The organism is Micromonospora sp. MP36 (assembly GCF_008119785.1).
In the GTDB taxonomy this organism is placed as follows: Bacteria; Actinomycetota; Actinomycetes; order Mycobacteriales; family Micromonosporaceae; genus Micromonospora.
In genome coordinates this window covers 1-18467 of record NZ_VSFA01000030.1, presented here as the reverse complement: position 1 = coordinate 18467, position 18467 = coordinate 1, and the positions used below count along the sequence as shown (strand labels likewise).

The following is an 18467-nucleotide window of genomic DNA, read 5'->3' as shown; positions in this document are numbered from 1 at the left end:
GGCGGCCACTCTTTCCGCAAGACTGCGCCCACGCCACAGGCCACGGCACCCACCCGACGCGGGGTGGGGTGGATGGCCAGCGCATAGGGTGGACGGATGGTTGATCGCAGCGAGTCCGCCCCCACCGAGGCCCGCGTCCGGCGGGCCCTGCGCCGGGCCGCGACCGGTCGGGCACTGGACGTCGACGAGGCCACCGCACTGCTGGGGGCGCGCGGCGAGGCGCTGGACGAGCTGCTCCGGATCGCCGGCGAGGTACGCGACGCGGGGCTACGGGAGGCGGGCCGCCCCGGCGTGGTCACCTTCTCCAAGAAGGTCTTCATCCCGCTGACCCGGCTCTGCCGGGACCGCTGCCACTACTGCACCTTCGCCACCGTGCCGCACCGGCTTCCGGCCGCGTACCTGGAGCGGGACGAGGTGCTCGCGATCGCCCGGGAGGGGGCGGCGCAGGGCTGCAAGGAGGCGCTGTTCACTCTCGGCGACCGCCCGGAGGAGCGCTGGCCGGCGGCCCGCCAGTGGCTGGACGAGCGTGGCTACGGGTCCACCCTCGACTACCTGCGGGCCTGCGCGGTGGCGGTGCTGGAGGAGACCGGCCTGCTGCCGCACCTCAACCCGGGCGTGCTGTCCTGGTCGGAGCTGCAACGACTCAAGCCGGTCGCGCCGAGCATGGGCATGATGCTGGAGACCACCGCGACCCGGCTCTGGTCGGAGCCGGGCGGCCCGCACTACGGCTCGCCGGACAAGGAACCGGCCGTCCGGCTCCGGGTGCTCGACGACGCTGGCCGGGTCGGCGTGCCGTTCACCACCGGCATCCTCATCGGCATCGGGGAGACCCTGGCCGAGCGGGTCGACGCGCTGTTCGCGATCCGCCGCAGCATGCGGGAGTACGGCCACCTCCAGGAGGTGATCGTGCAGAACTTCCGCGCCAAGCCGGACACCGCGATGCGCGGCATGCCCGACGCCGAGCTGCACGACCTGGCCGCCACGGTGGCCGTGGCCCGGATCCTGCTCGGCCCGAAGGCGCGCATCCAGGCCCCGCCGAACCTCATCGAGGGCGAGTACGCGCTGCTGCTGCGCGCCGGCATCGACGACTGGGGCGGGGTCTCGCCGGTCACCCCGGACCACGTCAACCCGGAACGCCCCTGGCCGCAGCTCGACGAGCTGGCCCGGCACACCGCCACGGCCGGCTTCACCCTGCGGGAGCGGCTGACCATCTACCCGGAGTACGTCCGGGCCGGCGACCCGTGGCTGGATCCGCGGCTGCTGCCGCACGTCACCGCCCTCGCGGACCCGGCGACCGGGCTCGCGGTCGAAGCAGCCCGCCCGGTCGGTCGTCCCTGGCAGGAGCCGGAGGAGGTTTTCGGCGGGCGTACCGACCTGCACGCCACCATCGACACCACCGGGCGGACGGGGGACCGGCGCGGCGACTTCGACAGCGTCTACGGCGACTGGTCGACGGTCGCCGGCAAGGTCAGCGTCCCGACGGGCGGGTCGAGCGACCCCGATCTGCGTGCGGGCCTGCGGCTGGCCGCCGACGACCCGGCGGCGCTCCTGGAGCCCCGGCACGCCGACCGGGCGCTGGCGCTCTTCGCCGCCGACGGGCCGGCGCTGGACGAGCTGTGCCGGATCGCGGACGACGTCCGGCGGGACGCGGTGGGCGACGACGTCACGTACGTGGTCAACCGCAACATCAACTTCAGCAACGTCTGCTACGTCGGGTGCCGGTTCTGCGCCTTCGCGCAGCGGGAGAGCGACGCGGACGCGTACCGGCTCTCCGTGGACCAGGTCGCCGACCGGGCCGCGGAGGCGTGGGCGGCCGGCGCCACCGAGGTCTGCCTGCAGGGCGGGATCGACCCGAAGCTGCCGGTCACCGGGTACGCCGATCTGGTCCGGGCGATCAAGGCCCGGGTGCCGGGGATGCACGTGCACGCATTCTCCCCGATGGAGATCGTCACCGCCGCGGCGAAGGCCGGCGTGCCGGTGAAGGAGTGGCTGGGGCAGCTCCGCGAGGCCGGCCTGGACACCATCCCGGGCACCGCCGCGGAGATCCTCGACGACGAGGTGCGCTGGGTCCTCACCAAGGGCAAGCTGCCGGCTGCCGCCTGGGTCGAGGTGGTGACCACCGCCCACGAGCTGGGCATCCGGTCCAGCTCCACGATGATGTACGGCCACGTCGACCACCCGGGGCAGTGGCTCGCCCACTTCCGGGTGCTGGCCGGGGTGCAGGACCGCACCGGCGGCTTCACCGAGTTCGTCGCGCTGCCGTTCGTGCACACCAACGCGCCGATCTACCTGGCCGGCATCGCCCGGCCGGGGCCGACCTGGCGGGAGAACCGGGCGGTGCACGCGATGGCGCGGCTGCTGCTGCACGGCCGGATCGCCAACATCCAGTGCTCCTGGGTGAAGCTGGGCGACGAGGGCACCGTGGCGATGCTCCAGGGTGGCTGCAACGACCTGGGTGGCACGTTGATGGAGGAGACCATCTCCCGGATGGCCGGCTCGGGCAACGGCTCGGCCCGGACCGAGGAGCAGCTCCAGGCGATCGCGGCGGCGGCGGGCCGACCGGCCCGCAAGCGGACGACCGCGTACGGCCATGCCGGCGCCTGACGTCGAACCTTTCCCGGCCGCCGTCCTCTCACCGAGAAGCGCCGGAGATAGCCAAGGATCCGATCGCCGACAGCTCCGACCTTGTCCGCGTTCGTCAGTCCCGACCGCCCGGACACCGTCACGCTGATCGCCGACTCCGTGCCGGTGCAACTACCTCGGGCGGTCCGAACTTCTTCGAGTTCGGCGACGACGTCCGGTACGAGATTCACATCGACAACGACGCGACGGTTATCCGGAGTTCACCTATCGGTTTGAATTCCCCACCGAGATCACGAATCCGAACAGCCTTCTTTACAACACCAGGCCGATCGCGCGCCAGACGCGCCGAGCTGGAGTTGTCGAAGGGTCGGCGACGACGTGGTGAGCATCCCGCTGCGGGCGGTCGCCGGGCTCACCGTGCCGTTGGCGGGCCGGACGCTCACCCCGGACGCGGCGGCGGCCACGGTCCCGCCGGGGCTCAGCGCGGCCGACGTGACCGCACCGTTTCGGGTGACTTCCCGTTCCTCGGCACGCCGTACGACGGGTTCACCAACCCGCCGGCGGCGGCGGAGTCCTGAGGGGGTGGGCCCTGCCCGGGCACCAACCCCTCGGGCCGTCGGAGAGCGGCAGCGTCGTGTTCGACCCGAGCGGCGACTCCGGCGCGCTGATCGTCCACAGCGGACGTGAGCTGCACGGATGCGAGAAACGAGATCAGTCGGGCCGGCGGGCCGAGTACTCATTTCGGCGGTGCGGGACTCCGGGACGGGGGTTCCACAGTGCCGTCGACCCCGCTCGGGAAGCGAGCCGCTATACCGTCTGGTGGGACGACCGTACGCCGGCCGGCGCGGTCTCCGTCACGGGCCGCGCGGTCGCCGAGTTCGTCTGGCCGACCAGCGCACCGCCGGGGAGCGGTTGATCGCCCGAACCCCCCGTTCGCCGTCGCGCCCCGTCCACACTGTGGACGGGGCGTAGTCGGCGTCTGCCGGTTCGACGGGCGGTACGGCGGGAGTCGCGTTATCTTTGGCCAACCACAATGCTGATCTTGGACGGTGTTCGCGACGGCCGCCCGGGTACGGCCCGCCGGAGCCTCCGCCGGGGCCACCGGTGGAGTCCACCTCGGTACGCCACGGCAGAAAACTTCGGACAACTCGCCGGAGAGGGCGTTACTCGTCCGGGGTCTGAATCGATAGGGCAGGTTGCGAGGCCCGGACGGCTGAGATGGTCGTCCGGAACGTGTCGGGAGGGCGACTCCATTATCAAGTTCGGCTTGACGGCGCACGCATTACACGCGTGTAATTTGAATGGGGTTGTTCGCACGGAACGCAACAAATTGCGACCGGACGGACAAGCACGCCTTTCGCGTGGGGGGTTGCAGCGGCGATGACGCCGGTGCGCGACAAGGAGGCATCTGATGGACGGCCAGCTCGAGGTGGCCGACCTGCTCGGAAACGCGCCGGAGTGGCAGGAGCGGGCGCTCTGCTCGCAGACCGACCCGGAGGCGTTCTTTCCCGAGAAGGGCGGTTCGACCCGCGAGGCGAAGCGGATCTGCTCGCGGTGTGAAGTCAAGACGGAGTGCCTGGAATACGCTCTCGGCCACGACGAGCGGTTCGGGATCTGGGGCGGGCTCTCCGAGCGGGAGCGGCGGAAGCTGAAGCGGCGGGTCGCCGCCTGACGCGTACCGGGCCGGGGCGGTGGGGGCCGCCCGGCTCGGGCCGACAGCTCGGCCGGTGGGGGCTGGCCGAGGTGTGGCGACGCGCGGGTGGTGGCTCAGGCCAGCTCGTCGGGGTCGACCCCGAGCAGGTTGGCCACCTGCTCGATGATCACGTCGTGCACGAGATCCGCGAGGTCCTCGCGATCCATGGCGCGGAACTCCAGCGGCCGCCGGTAGAGCACGATCCGGGGTGGCACCTCCTGCCGGCCGGGGCGCCCGGGCAGCAGCCGGGCCAGCGGCACCTCGCCGTCCTCCAGCACGTCCGAGTCATAGACGTTCAGGTCCGGCGGGACGTCCTCGACCGCGAACTCGACGCCGGCCAGTTCCTTGGCGAAGCGGCGTTCGAGGGTCTCGACCGTGTCCAGCACCAGGTCGTCGAAGACCTCGGCCTTGGTCCGGGCCAGCGGTACGGTGGCCGGCACCAGCCGCCCGCGCAGTCCGCGGCCGTGGCGGTCGCGGTGGGTGCGCCGGCCGGAGCCGGGGCGGCGGTTTTCCGGGCTCGTCATGACGCACAGGGTAGCCCGCATGACCGGGTGGTCGGCCGTTGCGCCGTTGGTGCGGCGTGCCGGTGATCCGATCGGACGAATTGTGATCACCATGACGGGCGTGTCGCAACGCGAAGCGGTGCGCCGGACCCGGTAATGGAGATACCCTGCCGCCGTGAGGTCACCACGGCGCTGCTCCCGTAACGGCTGCCCCCGGCAAGCGGTCGCCACATTGACCTATGTCTACAACGAGTCGACCGCTGTGGTGGGCCCGCTGGCGGCCTTCGCCGAGCCGCACACGTACGACCTCTGCGAGCCGCACGCCCGGAACCTGACCGCCCCGCGCGGCTGGGACGTGGTCCGGCACGAGGGCGAGTTCGAGCCGCCCCCGCCGACCACCGACGACCTGGTCGCGCTGGCCGAGGCGGTCCGGGAGGCCGCCCGCCCCGCCCCACCCCGCCCCCCAGAGGACGACCAGATCGCCCCGCAGGGCCCCCAGCAGACCGGCCGCCGCGGCCACCTCCGCGTAATCCCCCCCACCCACTAACCCCACCCCACCCCCGCGCATCCGCGCGTTGATCATGAAGTTGTTGCCCTCCGCATCGGCGTGTCGCGACAACAACTTCATGATCAACCCGCTGGTGGGGGTGGGGGCAGTGGGTGGGTTATTGGCCGAGGAGGCGGGAGAAGGCGGCGGCGCGGCGGGACGGGCGGCCGGTGCGGAGCTCGGCCTCGTCGGCGGAGAACATGAGCTTGAGGCCGGCGTTCACGGCGAGCCAGCGCAGCGGCTCGGGCTCCCACCGGGGAGAGCGGTGGTTGACCCAGGGGAGTACGGTCAGGTCGGTCGCCTCGCCCCGGATCAGGTCGGCCAGGGTACGGCCGGCGAGGTTGCTGGTGCCGACGCCGTCGCCGACGTAGCCGCCGGCCCAGCCGAGACCGGTCGTCCGGTCCAGCCCCACCGAGGCGGTCCAGTCCCGGGCCACGCCGAGCGGCCCGCCCCAGCTGTGGCTGACCGGCGCCGCCCCGAGCACCGGGAAGAGTTCGCCCAGCGTCCGGCGCAGCGCCGCGAAGACCCGCGGCTCCCGGTCGTAGTCGGGGTGGATCCGGGAGCCGAAGTGGTAGGGGGCGCCCCGGCCACCGAAGGCGAGCCGACCGTCGGCGGTGCGCTGGCCGTAGATGATGACGTGCCGGTAGTCGGAGAAGGTCTCCCGCTCGGCCAGCCCGATCTCCGCCCAGGTCGCCTCGGGCAGCGGCTCGGTGGCCACCATCAACGAGTAGACCGGCGCCACCGCCCGCCGCTGCCCGGGTAGCCCGGGGGTGAACCCCTCCGTCGCCCGGACCACCACCGGCGCCCGGACCACCCCCGCGGGGGTCACCGCCGCGCCGGGCCGGACCGTCGTGACCGGGGTCCGCTCGAAGATCCGTACGCCCCGGCGTTCCACCGCCCGGGCCAGCCCGCGGACCAGCTTTGCCGGGTGTACGGCGGCGCAGTGCGGGGTGTAGGTGCCGCCGCGTACCCCGTCGGCCCGGCAGCGGGCGGTGGCCTCGGCGGCGTCGAGCAGCACCAGGTCGTCGTCGGCCAGCCCGTGGTCGCGGGCCTCGGCGACGGCGGCCCGGGCCCGGGCGAGCTGGACCTCGGTGCGGGCCAGCACCACGGTGCCGGCGGCCCGCCAGTCACAGTCGATCCCCTCGGCGGCGATCACCCGGCCGACCTCGCGGACCGTGTCGTGCATGGCCCGTTGCATGGCCAGCGCCCGGTCGCGGCCGTGCCGGCGGGCGAGCGCGGGCAGTGAGGTGGGCAGGAGCGCGGAGCACCAGCCGCCGTTGCGTCCCGAGGCGCCGTACCCGGCGATCTCCTGTTCGAGCACGACGATGCGCAGCGACGGGTCGGCCGCCGCCAGGTAGTACGCCGTCCACAGCCCGGTGTAGCCGGCCCCGACTAGCACCACGTCGGCGTCGGTGTCGCCGGGCAGCCCGGGGCGCGACGTCAGCGGCTCGTCCAGGCTGGACAGCCAGTACGACAGGTCCTGGTAGCGCATCACCACTCCGGTGGGGGCAGGTCGTGCCGCAGCCGCGGATCGGGCTGCGGGATCCCGTACGCCTCGACGATCGGCACCACCCCGGCCCAGACCGGCCGGTCGAGGTCGTCCTCGGGGTCGTCGGGCGGCCCGGCGCTGATCTTCACCGAGCACTCGTCCAGCGGCAGGGCGAGCACCAGCGTGGCGGCCAGTTCCTTCGCCGAGGGTGGCCGGATCCGCGCCCAGCGGCCGGGCAGCAGGTGCTCGGAGAGCCGTTCCAGGGCGGCCAGCTTCTCGTCGCCGTCGAGCACGGCGAGGCTGCCGAGCACCATGGCGCAGCGGTAGTTCATCGAGGACTCGAAGGCGCTGCGGGCCAGCACGAGCCCGTCGAGCAGGGTGACCGTGAGGCAGGCCGGGGCGCCGACGGCGAGGTGCCGGAAGAGGCGGCTGCCGGTGGAGCCGTGCACCAGCACCCGCTCCCCGTCCCGGGCGTACGCGACGGGCAACGCGTACGGCTGGGTGCCGGCGGCGATGGCGAGATGGGCGACCCGGCCGGCGTCGAGGACGGCGTGCAGGGTCGCCCGGTCGTGGACGGCGAGGTCGGGCAGCCGGCGTACCCGGGTCCGGTCGGTCCGGCCGACGTCGGTGCGCTCGGCCCGGTGCTCGCGGTGCTGTTCGGCGGGGGCGAGGGGGCCGTCCGTGCTTCCGGCCCGGTGCTCGCGGTGCTGGTCGGCGGCCGGGGCGATGGAGCGGGGCCGGTCCTCGCGGTCGCGAGTCCCGGCCCCGTCCGACGCGGAGGCCGGGGTCAGAGGCGCGCCCATGCCTCGGTCAGCACGGCGCGCAGGATCTGCTCGATCTCGTCGAACTGCTGCTGCTCGGCGATCAGCGGCGGGGCGAGCTGCACCACCGGGTCGCCCCGGTCGTCGGCGCGGCAGTAGAGCCCGGCCTGGAAGAGCGCGGTGGAGAGGAAGCCGCGCAGCAGCCGCTCCGACTCGGCCTCGTCGAAGGTCTCCCTGGTCGCCTTGTCCTTGACCAGTTCGATCCCGTAGAAGTAGCCGTCACCGCGGACGTCGCCGACGATCGGCAGGTCGTTGAGCTTCTCCAGGGTGGACCGGAACGCGTCCTCGTTGGCCCGGACGTGCCCGACCAGGTCCTCGCGGGCGAAGACCTCCAGGTTGGCCAGGGCCACCGCGCAGGAGACCGGGTGGCCGCCGAAGGTCACCCCGTGGGCGAACATGCCGGTCTCGGTGAGGAACGGCTCCATCAGCCGCTCGCTGGCGATCATCGCGCCGAGCGGGGCGTAGCCCGAGGTGATGCCCTTGGCCGTGGTGATGATGTCGGGCTGGTAGCCGTACCGGGTGGCGCCGAAGTATTCACCCAGCCGGCCCCAGGAGCAGATCACCTCGTCGGAGACGAGCAGCACGTCGTACGCGTCGCAGATCTCCCGGACCCGCTCGAAGTAGCCGGGCGGCGGCGGGAAGCAGCCGCCGGAGTTCTGCACCGGCTCCAGGAAGACCGCCGCGACCGTGTCCGGCCCTTCCCGCTCGATGGCCCGGCCGATCTCCTCGGCGGCCCAGCGGCCGAACGCCTCCGGCGAGTCGCCGTGCTCCGGTGCCCGGTAGAAGTTGGTGTTCGGCACCTTGATGCCGCCCGGAACCAGCGGTTCGAAGTCGGACTTGATGCCGGGCAGGCCGGTGATCGACAGCGCCCCCATCGAGGTGCCGTGGTACGCGATGTAGCGGCTGACCACCTTGTGCTTGTTCGGCTGGCCGGTGCGCTTGAAGTAGGCCCGGGCCAGCTTCCACGCCGCCTCGACGGCCTCCGAGCCGCCGGTGGTGAAGAACACCCGGTTCAGGTCGCCGGGGGTCAGCGTGGCGACCTTCTCGGCCAGCTCGACGGCCTTCGGGTGGGCGTACGACCACAGTGGGAAGTAGGCGAGCTCGGCGGCCTGCTTGGCGGCCGCCTCGGCGAGCTCGGTCCGGCCGTGACCGGCGTTGACGACGAAGAGCCCGGCGAGTCCATCCAGGTAGCGGCGGCCCTGCGAGTCCCAGACGTAGGCGCCCTCGCCGCGCACGATGGTCGGGACCTCGCCGGCGGAGTAGCTGGCCATCCGGGTGAAGTGCATCCAGAGGTGGTCGGTGGCGTTGGCCATGTCAGCCCCATCGGTCTCGGGCCGGTCAAGGGGTGAAACCGGCCGCTCTGCCCACGGTTATCCCACAGCCCTGGCCACGAAAGCAAGTGGGATCGGTGGTCTGTTGGCTTCCCGGCGACGGAATTAGCGAGCTGTTCCCTGGATGGCAACGGATTCCGTAGTTGCCCGGGGTTGCTCAGGCCGTGCCCCAGCTGTAGGTCTGCTTGCGCAGCTTGAGGTAGACGAACGCCTCGGTCGACAGCACGCCCGGGACGGTGCGCAGCTTCTGGAGGATCTCCAGCAGATGCTCGTCGTTGCGGCAGACCACCTCGGCCAGCAGGTCGAAGGAGCCGGCCGTGATCACCACGTAGTCGATCTCCTCGAACTCGGCGAGCCGATCGGCCACGGCCTCCAGGTCCCCGTCGGTACGCAGGCCGATCATGGCTTGGCGGGGGAAGCCGAGCTGGAGCGGATCGGTCACCGCGACGATCTGCATGACCCCGGCGTCGAGGAGTCGCTGCACCCGCTGGCGGACCGCCGCCTCGGAGAGGCCGACCGCCTTGCCGATGGTGGCGTACGGGCGGCGGCCGTCCTCCTGGAGCTGCTCGATGATCTGTTTGGCCACGTCGTCGAGCAGAGCGTGACTGGCGCCCTCACGTACGGTGACACGGCGGGCGCCGTTGCCGTTCTCCACTTGCCGGTTGACCATTGAACGCTCCCCTGTCCGGTTCCTTGGCGCTGAGCGTAATGCTCGCCGAGTCTGGCGTAATTCGTGGCCCTTGGCTAATCCAACAACGGAATCCCTTGTAAGGGAGGTCACATCATGTCAGGATCAGTCGTCCCATCGCCTTGACCCTCCCGTTGGCGTGCCGCCCCCGTCCCGCCGCCGACGATCCCCCTTAGGAGTCGTCACATGCGTAGTCACCTCCGGCCCCTCACCCGGCGTGGTCTGCTCACCGGCACCCTCGGCTCGGCCGCACTGTTCGCCATGGCGGGCACGCTGGCCGGCTGCGGCACGAAGGGCGCCCAGCAGACCGAGGCCGGCTGCAAGAGCGAGGACCTCTCCGCGACGGAGAAGAAGCTGGCCTTCTCCAACTGGCCGCAGTACATCGACGTCGACGAGAAGGACGAGTCCAAGCGGCCCACCGTGGACGCCTTCATCGCCAAGACCGGCATCCAGGTGACCTACACCGAGGACATCAACGACAACAACGAGTTCTTCGGCAAGGTGCAGACGCAGCTCGCCAGCTGCCAGCCCACTGGGCGGGACCTCATGGTGCTCACCGACTGGATGGCCGCCCGGATGATCCGGCTCGGCTGGATCCAGAAGCTGGACAAGGCCAAGCTGCCCAACGTCGAGGCCAACCTGCTGCCCTCACTGCGCAATGTGACCTTCGATGCGGACCGCCAGCTCTCCGTCCCGTGGCAGTCGGGTCTGTCCGGGCTCGCCTACAACGCGAAGGTGACCAAGGAGATCCGCACGGTCGACGAACTGCTCACCCGCCCGGACCTCAAGGGCAAGGTGACCGCGCTGTCGGAGATGCGGGACACCATGGGCCTGCTGCTCCAGTCCAACGGCCACAACCCGGCGGACTTCACCACCGCCCAGTTCGACGACGCGCTGGCCAAGTTGCAGCGGGCCGTCGACTCCGGGCAGATCCGCAAGTTCACCGGCAACGACTACTCGCAGGACCTCAACAAGGGCGACATCGCCGCCTGCATCGCCTGGTCCGGCGACGTGATCCAGCTCGGCTTCGAGAACGACAACATCAAGTTCGTGCCGCCGGAGTCCGGCGTGATGCTCTGGTCGGACAACATGCTGGTGCCGAACAGGTCCAGCCACAAGGCCAACGCCGAAGAGCTGATCAACTACTACTACGACCCGGCGGTGGCGGCGCGGCTCGCCGCGTACGTCAACTACATCTGCCCGGTCAAGGGCGCGCAGGCGGAGATGGAGAAGATCGATCCGGACCTGGCCAAGAACCCGCTCATCTTCCCCGATGAGGCACTGCTGTCGAAGGCCCGGGGCTTCATGGCCCTGGACGAGAAGCAGGAGAAGGAGTACGAGGCCAAGTTCCAGAAGGTCATCGGGGCATGATCACGATGGGACACGACACACCGGCCGGCGACCTGCGGCTGGCCAACCTGACCAAGCGGTTCGGCGTCTTCACCGCCGTGGACGACCTCAGCCTGACCGTCCCGCAGGGCTCGTTCTTCGCCCTGCTCGGGGCGTCCGGCTGCGGCAAGACCACCACGCTGCGGATGATCGCCGGGCTGGAGGAGCCGACCAGCGGGCAGGTGCTGCTCGGCGACCGGGACATCGCCGGGCTGCGACCGTACAAGCGGCCGGTGAACACCGTGTTCCAGAGCTACGCGCTCTTCCCGCACCTCGACATCCAGGAGAACGTGGCCTTCGGGTTGCGCCGACGGGGCATCCGCAACGTCACCGACCAGGTCGAGCGGATGCTCGCGCTGGTACAGCTCGAAGGGTACGGCCGGCGCAAGCCGGCCCAGCTCTCCGGCGGGCAGCAGCAGCGGGTCGCGCTGGCCCGCGCGCTGATCAACCACCCGCAGGTGCTGCTGCTCGACGAGCCGCTCGGCGCGCTCGACCTGAAGCTGCGCCGGCAGATGCAGATCGAGCTGAAGCGGATCCAGACCGAGGTCGGCATCACCTTCGTGCACGTCACCCACGACCAGGAGGAGGCCATGACCATGGCCGACACGGTCGCGGTGATGAACGCCGGGCAGATCGAGCAGCTCGGCACCCCGGCGGACCTCTACGAGTATCCGGCCACCGCGTTCGTGGCGAACTTCCTCGGCCAGTCCAACCTGCTGGCCGGCGAGGCCCCCGGGCCGAGCGGGGACGAGGTGCTGGTCACCGCGCACGGCCTGCGCTTCTCGGTGCCCGCCGGGCGGGCCCGCGCCGACCAGGGCCCGGTCTTCCTCGGGGTACGTCCGGAGAAGCTGCACCTGGTCGAGCGCCCCGACCAGGTGCCCGCCGGCCACCAGCACGTCGGCGGTGTGGTGACCGACGCCTCCTACGTCGGCGTGAGCACCCAGTATCTGGTGCGGACGGCGTGGGGCAGCGAGCTGTCCGCGTTCTCGGCCAACAGCGGGGTCGGCGGCCAACTGCCGCTCGGCGCCACGGTGGTGGCGCACTGGGACCCGCGGCACGCGTTCCTGCTGCCCCGCGATTCCGGTGCGGACGACCAGACCACCCCGCTGCTCGACCAGCCACCCGTGGGTGCGCTCTCATGAGCGAGCGCAGCGAGCGAACCATTCGGCTCAGTCCAGTGCCAGGTCATGGTGACGCCGAGCGCAGCGAGGTGGCGCCATGACCGCCCTGGCCCACGTACCGACCCCGTCGGGACAGGCGGCCCCGCCGCCACCCCGCCGGGGACGCCACCGGGCACTGCCGTACCTGCTGCTGCTGCCGGGGGCGGCCTGGCTGCTGATCTTCTTCGCCCTGCCGCTGCTCCAACTCGCCGCGACCAGCCTCTACGACCCGAGCGGATCCCTCTCCACCGGGTACGCGATGACCGGGGCCGTCGGCAACTACCCGGAGGCGTTGCAGGCGTACTGGCCGCAGTTCGTCCGGTCGTTCCTCTACTCGGCGATCGCGCTGGTGCTGGCCCTGCTGATGGGCTACCCGCTGGCGTACGCGATCGCGCAGAAGGCGGGCCGCTGGAAGAACCTGCTGCTGGTCGCCGTGGTCGCGCCGATGTTCACCAGCTTCCTGGTCCGGACGCTGGCCTGGAAGACCATCCTGTCGGACAACGGCTGGGTGGTCGGGCTGCTGCGGGACGTGCACCTGCTCGGGCCGGACGGCCGGCTGCTGGCCACGCCGGTGGCGGTGGTGCTCGGCCTCACGTACAACTTCCTGCCCTTCCTGGTGCTGCCGCTGTACGCGAACATGGAGCGGCTGGACCCGCGCCTGCTGGAGGCGGCGAGCGACCTGTACGCGAGCCCGCTGCGGGCCTTCCAGAAGGTCACCCTGCCGCTGTCCATGCCCGGCCTGATCGCCGGCACGCTGCTCTTCTTCATCCCGGCGACCGGTGACTACATCAACGCCGAACTGCTCGGCACGCCGAACGAATACATGATCGGCAACGTCATCGACTCGGCGTTCCTGGTCCGGCTGGACTACCCGCAGGGTGCGGCCCTGTCGTTCCTGCTGATGGCGGCGATCCTCGCGATCGTCTTCGTCTACCTGCGCAAGGCCGGCACGGAGGAGGTGCTGTGAGGATCTCGCGTTGGCTGGCCGACCGGTGGGTGATGGGCGTGGCCCTGCTCGTCCTGGCCTACCTCTCGCTGCCGATCATGGTGGTTGCCGGCCTCTCCTTCAACCGCCCGGCGAGCCGGCTCTCCTACGACTTCAACGAGTTCACCCTGGACAACTGGACGCACCCCTGCGCCACGTCGGACATGTGCGACGCGGTCGTCCGCAGCGTCCAGATCGGCTTCATCGCCACGGTCGTTTCCACCGTGCTCGGCACGCTGATGGCGTTCGCGCTGGTCCGGCACCGGTTCCGCGGCCGGTCCGGGATCAACCTGCTGATCTTCCTGCCGATGGCAACCCCCGAACTGGTGATGGGTACCTCGCTGCTCGCGCTCTTCGTCTGGTCCGACAACCAGCTCCGAGCCATCTTCGGCTTCGGCGTGCCGCAGGGCTTCTGGACCATCGTCATCGCGCACGTGATGTTCTGCGTGTCGTTCGTGGTGGTCACCGTGAAGGCCCGGCTCGCCGGCATGGACCGGCGGTTGGAGGAGGCCGCCATGGACCTGTACGCCAGCGAGTGGCAGACCTTCCGGCGGATCACCCTGCCCCTGGTGCTACCTGGCATCCTGGCCGCCGCGCTGCTCGCGTTCTCGCTCAGCTTCGACGACTTCATCATCACGAACTTCAACGCCGGCACCACCGTCACCTTCCCGATGTACGTCTGGGGCGCCGCCCAGCGCGGCATCCCGCCACAGGTCAACGTCATCGGTACGGCGATGTTCGTGATCGCGCTGCTGCTCGTCGGGGCCAGCTCGCTGCGCGGCCGGCGGGCCCGGCGGGCGGCCCTCACGGCCCCCGCAGTGGGCGCCGGAACGGCCAAGAGCCGGCCATGAAGCTCCCGCATACCGGCCGGGCGCTGACCGACGCCGCGCCCGTCCCGTACTGGCTCGACCGACCAGAACGCCCCGACCCGCTGCCGCCGCTGACCGGCACGCACGACGCCGACCTGCTGGTGGTCGGCGGCGGATACTCCGGCCTCTGGACCGCCCTGCTCGCCAAGGAAGCCGACCCGGACCGGGACGTGCTCCTGGTCGAGGCGGGCACCTGCGGCTGGGCCGCGTCGGGGCGTAACGGCGGCTTCTGCGCCGCCTCGCTCACCCACGGCCTGGCCAACGGCGTCGACCGGTTCCCCGGCGAGATCGACGAACTGGAGCGGCTCGGCCGGGAAAACCTGGCCGCCATCGCCGCCACCGTGGCCCGGTACGGCATCGACTGCGACTTCGAGCGGACCGGCGAAATGGCGGTCGCCGTCGAGCCGTACCAAATCGCCGGGCTCGCCGAGGACGCCGAGCTGGCCCGCCGGTACGGCCACGACGTCCGGCTGCTCGACCGCGACGAGGTACGCGCCGAGGTGGCCTCGCCAACGTACCTCGGCGGGATGTGGGACCGGGACCGAGTGGCCATGCTCGACCCGGCGAAGCTCGCCTGGGGCCTCCGCCGCGCCGCCCTCGACCTAGGCGTACGACTCCACGAGCACACCCGGGTCACCGGGCTGGCCGGCGACGGCGGCGGCCTGCGCGCGGCGACGGCCGGCGGCCCGGACGGGGCACCCGGCACGGTGCGGGCCCGGCGGGTGGTGCTGGCCAGCAACGCGTTCCCGCCGCTGCTGCGCCGGCTGCGCGCCTGGCTGGTGCCGGTCTACGACTACACGCTGATGACCGAGCCGCTGTCGGCGGCGCAGCGCGAGGCGGTCGGCTGGGCCAACCGGCAAGGGCTGGCCGACGTCGGCAACCAGTTCCACTACTACCGGATCACCGCCGACGGCCGGATCCTGTTCGGCGGGTACGACGCGGTCTACCACTACGGCAACCGGATGGCCCCCGAACTGGAGCAGCGGCAGGCCACCTTCACCGCGCTGGCCGAGCACTTCTTCACCACGTTTCCACAGTTGGCGGGCCTCCGGTTCAGCCACCGCTGGGGCGGGGTGATCGACACCTGCACCCGGTTCTGCCCGTTCTTCGGCACCGCCTACTCCGGACGGCTGGCGTACGCGGCCGGGTTCACCGGGCTCGGGGTCGGGGCCACCCGGTTCGGCGCCCGGGTGATGCTCGACCTGCTCGGCGGGGAGGAGACCCCGCTGACCCGGCTCGACCTGGTGCGCAGCAAGCCGCTGCCGTTCCCGCCGGAGCCGTTCCGCGCCGCCGGCATCAACCTCACCCGCTGGTCACTCGCCCGCGCCGACGCGCGCCAGGGGCGGCGCAACGGGTGGCTCCGTACGCTTGATCGTCTTGGACTGGGGTTCGATTCCTGATGCGCGTCCTGCTCGTCGGCGCCGGCGGGGTCGGCTCCGCCGCCGTCGCCATCGCCGCCCGCCGCTCCTTCTTCGAGACCATGGTGGTCGCCGACTACGACCTCGGCCGGGCCAGCCGGGCCGTCGCGGACCACGACGCCCGGTTCGTCGCCGCCCCGCTCGACGCCTCGTCGGCGGAGGCGGTCGCCGCGCTCTGCCGGGACCACCGGATCACCCACGTGCTCAACGCGGTCGACCCGCGCTTCGTCATGCCGATCTTCAAGGGCGCGTTCGCCGCCGGGGCCGACTACCTGGACATGGCGATGTCGCTGTCGCACCCGCACCCGACCGCGCCGTACGCGGAGACCGGCGTGAAGCTCGGCGACGACCAGTTCGCTCTCGCTGAGCAGTGGGCCGCCGCCGGCCGGCTGGCGCTCTGCGGCATCGGCGTCGAACCCGGCCTCTCCGACGTCTTCGCCCGCTACGCCGCCGACGAACTCTTCACCGAGATCGACGAGATCGGGGTACGCGACGGGGCCAACCTCACCGTCGACGGCTACGACTTCGCCCCCTCGTTCTCCATCTGGACCACCATCGAGGAGTGCCTCAACCCGCCGGTGATCTGGGCGGCCGACCGGGGCTGGTACACCACCCCGCCGTTCTCCGAGCCGGAGGTGTTCGAGTTTCCGGCGGGGATCGGCCCGGTCGAGTGCGTCAACGTGGAGCACGAGGAGGTGCTGCTGATCCCGCGCTGGGTCAAGGCGAAACGGGTGACTTTCAAGTACGGCCTCGGCGACGAGTTCATTCAGGTGCTGAAGACCCTGCACAAGCTCGGCCTGGACTCGACGAAGCCGGTGCGGGTGGGCGGCGCTTCGGTTTCTCCCCGCGATGTCGTGGCCGCCTGCCTGCCCGACCCGGCCACCCTCGGCGACCGGATGCGCGGCAAGACCTGCGCCGGGACGTACGTGACCGGCACCGGCGTGGACGGCCGGCCGCGGCGGGTCTACCTCTACCACGTGGTCGACAACGAGTGGTCGATGCGGGAGTACGGCCACCAGGCGGTGGTCTGGCAGACCGCGGTCAACCCGGTGGTCGCGTTGGAACTGCTCGCCACCGGCGCCTGGTCCGGCACCGGCGTGCTCGGCCCGGAGGCGCTGCCCCCGAGGCCCTTCCTAGACCTGCTGACCAGCTACGGCTCGCCGTGGGGGAGGGAGGAGCGGTGACCCGCTACGGCCCGATGTTCGGCCCCGACGTGACCTTCCTCGGGGTGCCCCCGTGCACCCTGCAGGAGCCGGTCACCTACGCGGACGCCGACGTGGTGATCGTCGGCGCACCCTTCGACGGCGGCACCTCGCACCGCCCGGGCACCCGGTTCGGCCCGTCCGCCATCCGCCAGGCCTGCTACCTGCCGCACGACGGCTCCCGCCCGTCCCTGGCCCTGCGGGTGGACGGCCTGCAGGACCTCCGCGTCTACGACGCGGGCGACGTGGAGATGTTCTCCGGCGACATCGAACGGTCGCTGGCCGCCCTGGAGACCGCCGTGTACGCGGTGGCCGCCGCCGGAGCGATCCCGATCGTGCTCGGCGGCGACCACTCCATCGCGCTGCCCGACGCCACCGGGGTGGCCCGCCACCACGGGCTCGGCCGGGTGTCGCTGGTGCACTTCGACGCGCACGCCGACACCGGGGACATCGAGTTCGGCTCGCTGCACGGGCACGGCCAGCCGATGCGCCGGCTCATCGAGTCCGGCGCGGTACGCGGCGACCGCTTCCTCCAGATCGGCCTGCGCGGCTACTGGCCCGGCCCGGAGACGCTGACCTGGATGGCCGGCCAGCGGATGCGGTCGTACGAGATGACCGAGGTGGTTTCGCGCGGCCTGGACGAGTGCCTGACCGAGGCGTTCGGGATCGCCACCGACGAGTGCGAGGGGGTCTTCCTCTCCGTCGACGTGGACGTGGTCGACCCGGGCATGGCCCCCGGCACCGGCACCCCGGAGCCGGGCGGGCTCACCTCGCGGCAGCTCCTCGACGCGGTTCGGCGCTGCTGCTACGAGCTGCCCGTGGTCGGGGTGGACGTGGTCGAGGTGGCGCCGCCGTACGACCACGCCGACATCACCGCGTACCTGGGGAACCGGGTGGTCCTGGAGGCGTTGTCGGCCATCGCCCGCCGCCGCCGCGACGCCGCCGGCGGCCCGCCCTGGGACCCGCGCCAACCCCTCCTCGACGGCCGCTGACGGGCCGCGTGCACTGCCCCGATGTTTAGCTCAAGCTATAGTTGAGCCATGGGTGCTGCCGGAGGACGTTGGTCGGTCCGGGTCACTGGTGATGTTCGCCAATGGCTCCGTGATCTGCGGCAGAGCGATCCAGCGTCGTATGAGAGTGTCCGGGTCGCGGTGGACAAGTTGGCGGAGGTCGGGCCGGGGCTGGGACGCCCGCTCGTGGACACACTCCGTGGCAGCAGCATCCGCAATCTCAAGGAGCTCCGGCCCCGGTCGGGTCGGGACGTGGCGATCCGGGTGCTGTTCGTTTTCGATCCCTGGTCGCAGGCTGTACTGCTCGTCGCCGGGAACAAGGCGGGAGACTGGACCCGGTGGTATCAGCGGAACATCCCGATGGCGGAGGTTGCGTACAAGGCCTGGCTCGACAATGAGCGCGAGCGAAGGGGGGAGCCATGACGGAGTTCTACGACTGGGACGAGGTTCGCGCCGAGCTCGGCGGGGACGACGCGGCGTACGAGGAGGAGCGGACGCGCACCGAGGCGTGGGTGCACGCCTTCCACCTCGCCGAAGAGCGGAAGCGGCTGGGGCTCACCCAGCGGCAGGTGGCCGACCTCATGGGTGTCACGCCGGGCCGGGTGAGTCAGATCGAGAACGGCGACCTCGACGTCAACGAGGTGGCCACGCTGAGCCGGTACGCGAATGCCCTCGGGGCCAGGCTGCGGATCATCTTCGACTACGGAGACGATCTTCGTCAGATAGCCTGAGCGTCTCAGATCAGCTTAGCGATCCTGAGTCGGATGGGGTTTCCGGGA

18 protein-coding genes are annotated in these 18467 nt (G+C 71.4%); 13 read left to right on the top strand and 5 right to left on the bottom strand.

Translation table 11 applies throughout. The annotated features are described in order from the left end of the window. The first annotated feature begins 96 nt into the window (after positions 1-96). The 3 genes from FXF52_RS20360 (at position 97) to FXF52_RS20345 (ending at position 4255) form a co-directional block, all read left to right on the top strand. Positions 97-2604, top strand: a complete 2508-nt coding sequence (locus FXF52_RS20360) for a bifunctional FO biosynthesis protein CofGH (RefSeq protein ID WP_148798908.1) — start codon at positions 97-99, stop codon at positions 2602-2604. Beyond that, on the top strand, positions 2601-3161 hold the full coding sequence (locus FXF52_RS44095; RefSeq protein WP_370518005.1) for a DUF4331 family protein: 561 nt from the start codon (positions 2601-2603) through the stop codon (positions 3159-3161). The genes FXF52_RS20360 and FXF52_RS44095 overlap by 4 nt, the downstream gene beginning before the upstream one ends. 833 nt (positions 3162-3994) lie before the next feature. Next, entirely contained in the window at positions 3995-4255 is a 261-nt protein-coding gene (locus FXF52_RS20345) for a WhiB family transcriptional regulator (RefSeq protein WP_013284161.1), read from the top strand. A 95-nt stretch (positions 4256-4350) separates the two neighbouring features. On the opposite strand, the gene FXF52_RS20340 is transcribed toward FXF52_RS20345, so the two are convergent. Then, complete coding sequence (locus FXF52_RS20340) at positions 4351-4800, bottom strand: metallopeptidase family protein (protein ID WP_091260118.1); 450 nt, start codon at positions 4798-4800, stop codon at positions 4351-4353. Between the two features lie 154 nt (positions 4801-4954). On the opposite strand from FXF52_RS20340, the gene FXF52_RS20335 reads away from it, so the two are divergent. After that, entirely contained in the window at positions 4955-5326 is a 372-nt protein-coding gene (locus FXF52_RS20335; protein WP_148798904.1) for a DUF3499 domain-containing protein, read from the top strand. Between the two features lie 118 nt (positions 5327-5444). Here FXF52_RS20335 and FXF52_RS20330 read toward each other — a convergent pair whose 3' ends face one another. The 4 genes from FXF52_RS20330 to FXF52_RS20315 form a co-directional block, all read right to left on the bottom strand. Continuing rightward, positions 5445-6818, bottom strand: coding sequence for an FAD-binding oxidoreductase (locus tag FXF52_RS20330; RefSeq protein WP_187413604.1), 1374 nt, complete (start codon positions 6816-6818; stop codon positions 5445-5447). Further along, on the bottom strand, positions 6818-7618 hold the full coding sequence (locus FXF52_RS20325) for a pyridoxamine 5'-phosphate oxidase family protein (RefSeq protein ID WP_148798900.1): 801 nt from the start codon (positions 7616-7618) through the stop codon (positions 6818-6820). Before FXF52_RS20325 ends, FXF52_RS20330 begins: the two co-directional genes overlap by 1 nt. Next, positions 7603-8949, bottom strand: coding sequence for an aspartate aminotransferase family protein (locus tag FXF52_RS20320; protein WP_148798898.1), 1347 nt, complete (start codon positions 8947-8949; stop codon positions 7603-7605). The genes FXF52_RS20325 and FXF52_RS20320 overlap by 16 nt, the downstream gene beginning before the upstream one ends. A 175-nt stretch (positions 8950-9124) precedes the next feature. Then, complete coding sequence (locus tag FXF52_RS20315; protein WP_148798896.1) at positions 9125-9637, bottom strand: Lrp/AsnC family transcriptional regulator; 513 nt, start codon at positions 9635-9637, stop codon at positions 9125-9127. 204 nt (positions 9638-9841) lie between these two features. Between FXF52_RS20315 and FXF52_RS20310 the strand changes: the two genes are divergently transcribed. The 9 genes from FXF52_RS20310 (at position 9842) to FXF52_RS20270 (ending at position 18419) form a co-directional block, all read left to right on the top strand. Next, the gene (locus tag FXF52_RS20310) at positions 9842-11026 is read left to right on the top strand and encodes a PotD/PotF family extracellular solute-binding protein (RefSeq protein ID WP_148798893.1); all 1185 of its coding nucleotides are present in this window, start codon (positions 9842-9844) and stop codon (positions 11024-11026) included. Beyond that, complete coding sequence (locus FXF52_RS20305) at positions 11023-12186, top strand: ABC transporter ATP-binding protein (RefSeq protein WP_255472151.1); 1164 nt, start codon at positions 11023-11025, stop codon at positions 12184-12186. Before FXF52_RS20310 ends, FXF52_RS20305 begins: the two co-directional genes overlap by 4 nt. 76 nt (positions 12187-12262) lie before the next feature. Continuing rightward, a complete protein-coding gene (locus FXF52_RS20300; RefSeq protein ID WP_148798891.1) occupies positions 12263-13171 on the top strand; it encodes an ABC transporter permease in 909 nt (302 codons plus the stop codon). Further along, complete coding sequence (locus FXF52_RS20295; RefSeq protein ID WP_255472148.1) at positions 13168-14040, top strand: ABC transporter permease; 873 nt, start codon at positions 13168-13170, stop codon at positions 14038-14040. The genes FXF52_RS20300 and FXF52_RS20295 overlap by 4 nt, the downstream gene beginning before the upstream one ends. Further along, the gene (locus tag FXF52_RS20290; protein WP_148798889.1) at positions 14037-15458 is read left to right on the top strand and encodes an FAD-binding oxidoreductase; all 1422 of its coding nucleotides are present in this window, start codon (positions 14037-14039) and stop codon (positions 15456-15458) included. The genes FXF52_RS20295 and FXF52_RS20290 overlap by 4 nt, the downstream gene beginning before the upstream one ends. Continuing rightward, positions 15458-16660: a saccharopine dehydrogenase family protein gene (locus tag FXF52_RS20285; RefSeq protein ID WP_148798887.1), complete on the top strand. Its 1203-nt coding sequence runs from the start codon at positions 15458-15460 to the stop codon at positions 16658-16660. The genes FXF52_RS20290 and FXF52_RS20285 overlap by 1 nt, the downstream gene beginning before the upstream one ends. Beyond that, complete coding sequence (speB, locus tag FXF52_RS20280; protein ID WP_148798885.1) at positions 16657-17670, top strand: agmatinase; 1014 nt, start codon at positions 16657-16659, stop codon at positions 17668-17670. Before FXF52_RS20285 ends, speB begins: the two co-directional genes overlap by 4 nt. A 48-nt stretch (positions 17671-17718) precedes the next feature. Beyond that, complete coding sequence (locus tag FXF52_RS20275) at positions 17719-18111, top strand: type II toxin-antitoxin system RelE/ParE family toxin (protein ID WP_148798883.1); 393 nt, start codon at positions 17719-17721, stop codon at positions 18109-18111. Further along, positions 18108-18419 (top strand): helix-turn-helix domain-containing protein, encoded by a 312-nt coding sequence (locus tag FXF52_RS20270; protein ID WP_148798881.1) that lies wholly within the window; start codon positions 18108-18110, stop codon positions 18417-18419. Before FXF52_RS20275 ends, FXF52_RS20270 begins: the two co-directional genes overlap by 4 nt. The last annotated feature ends 48 nt before the right edge of the window (positions 18420-18467 follow it).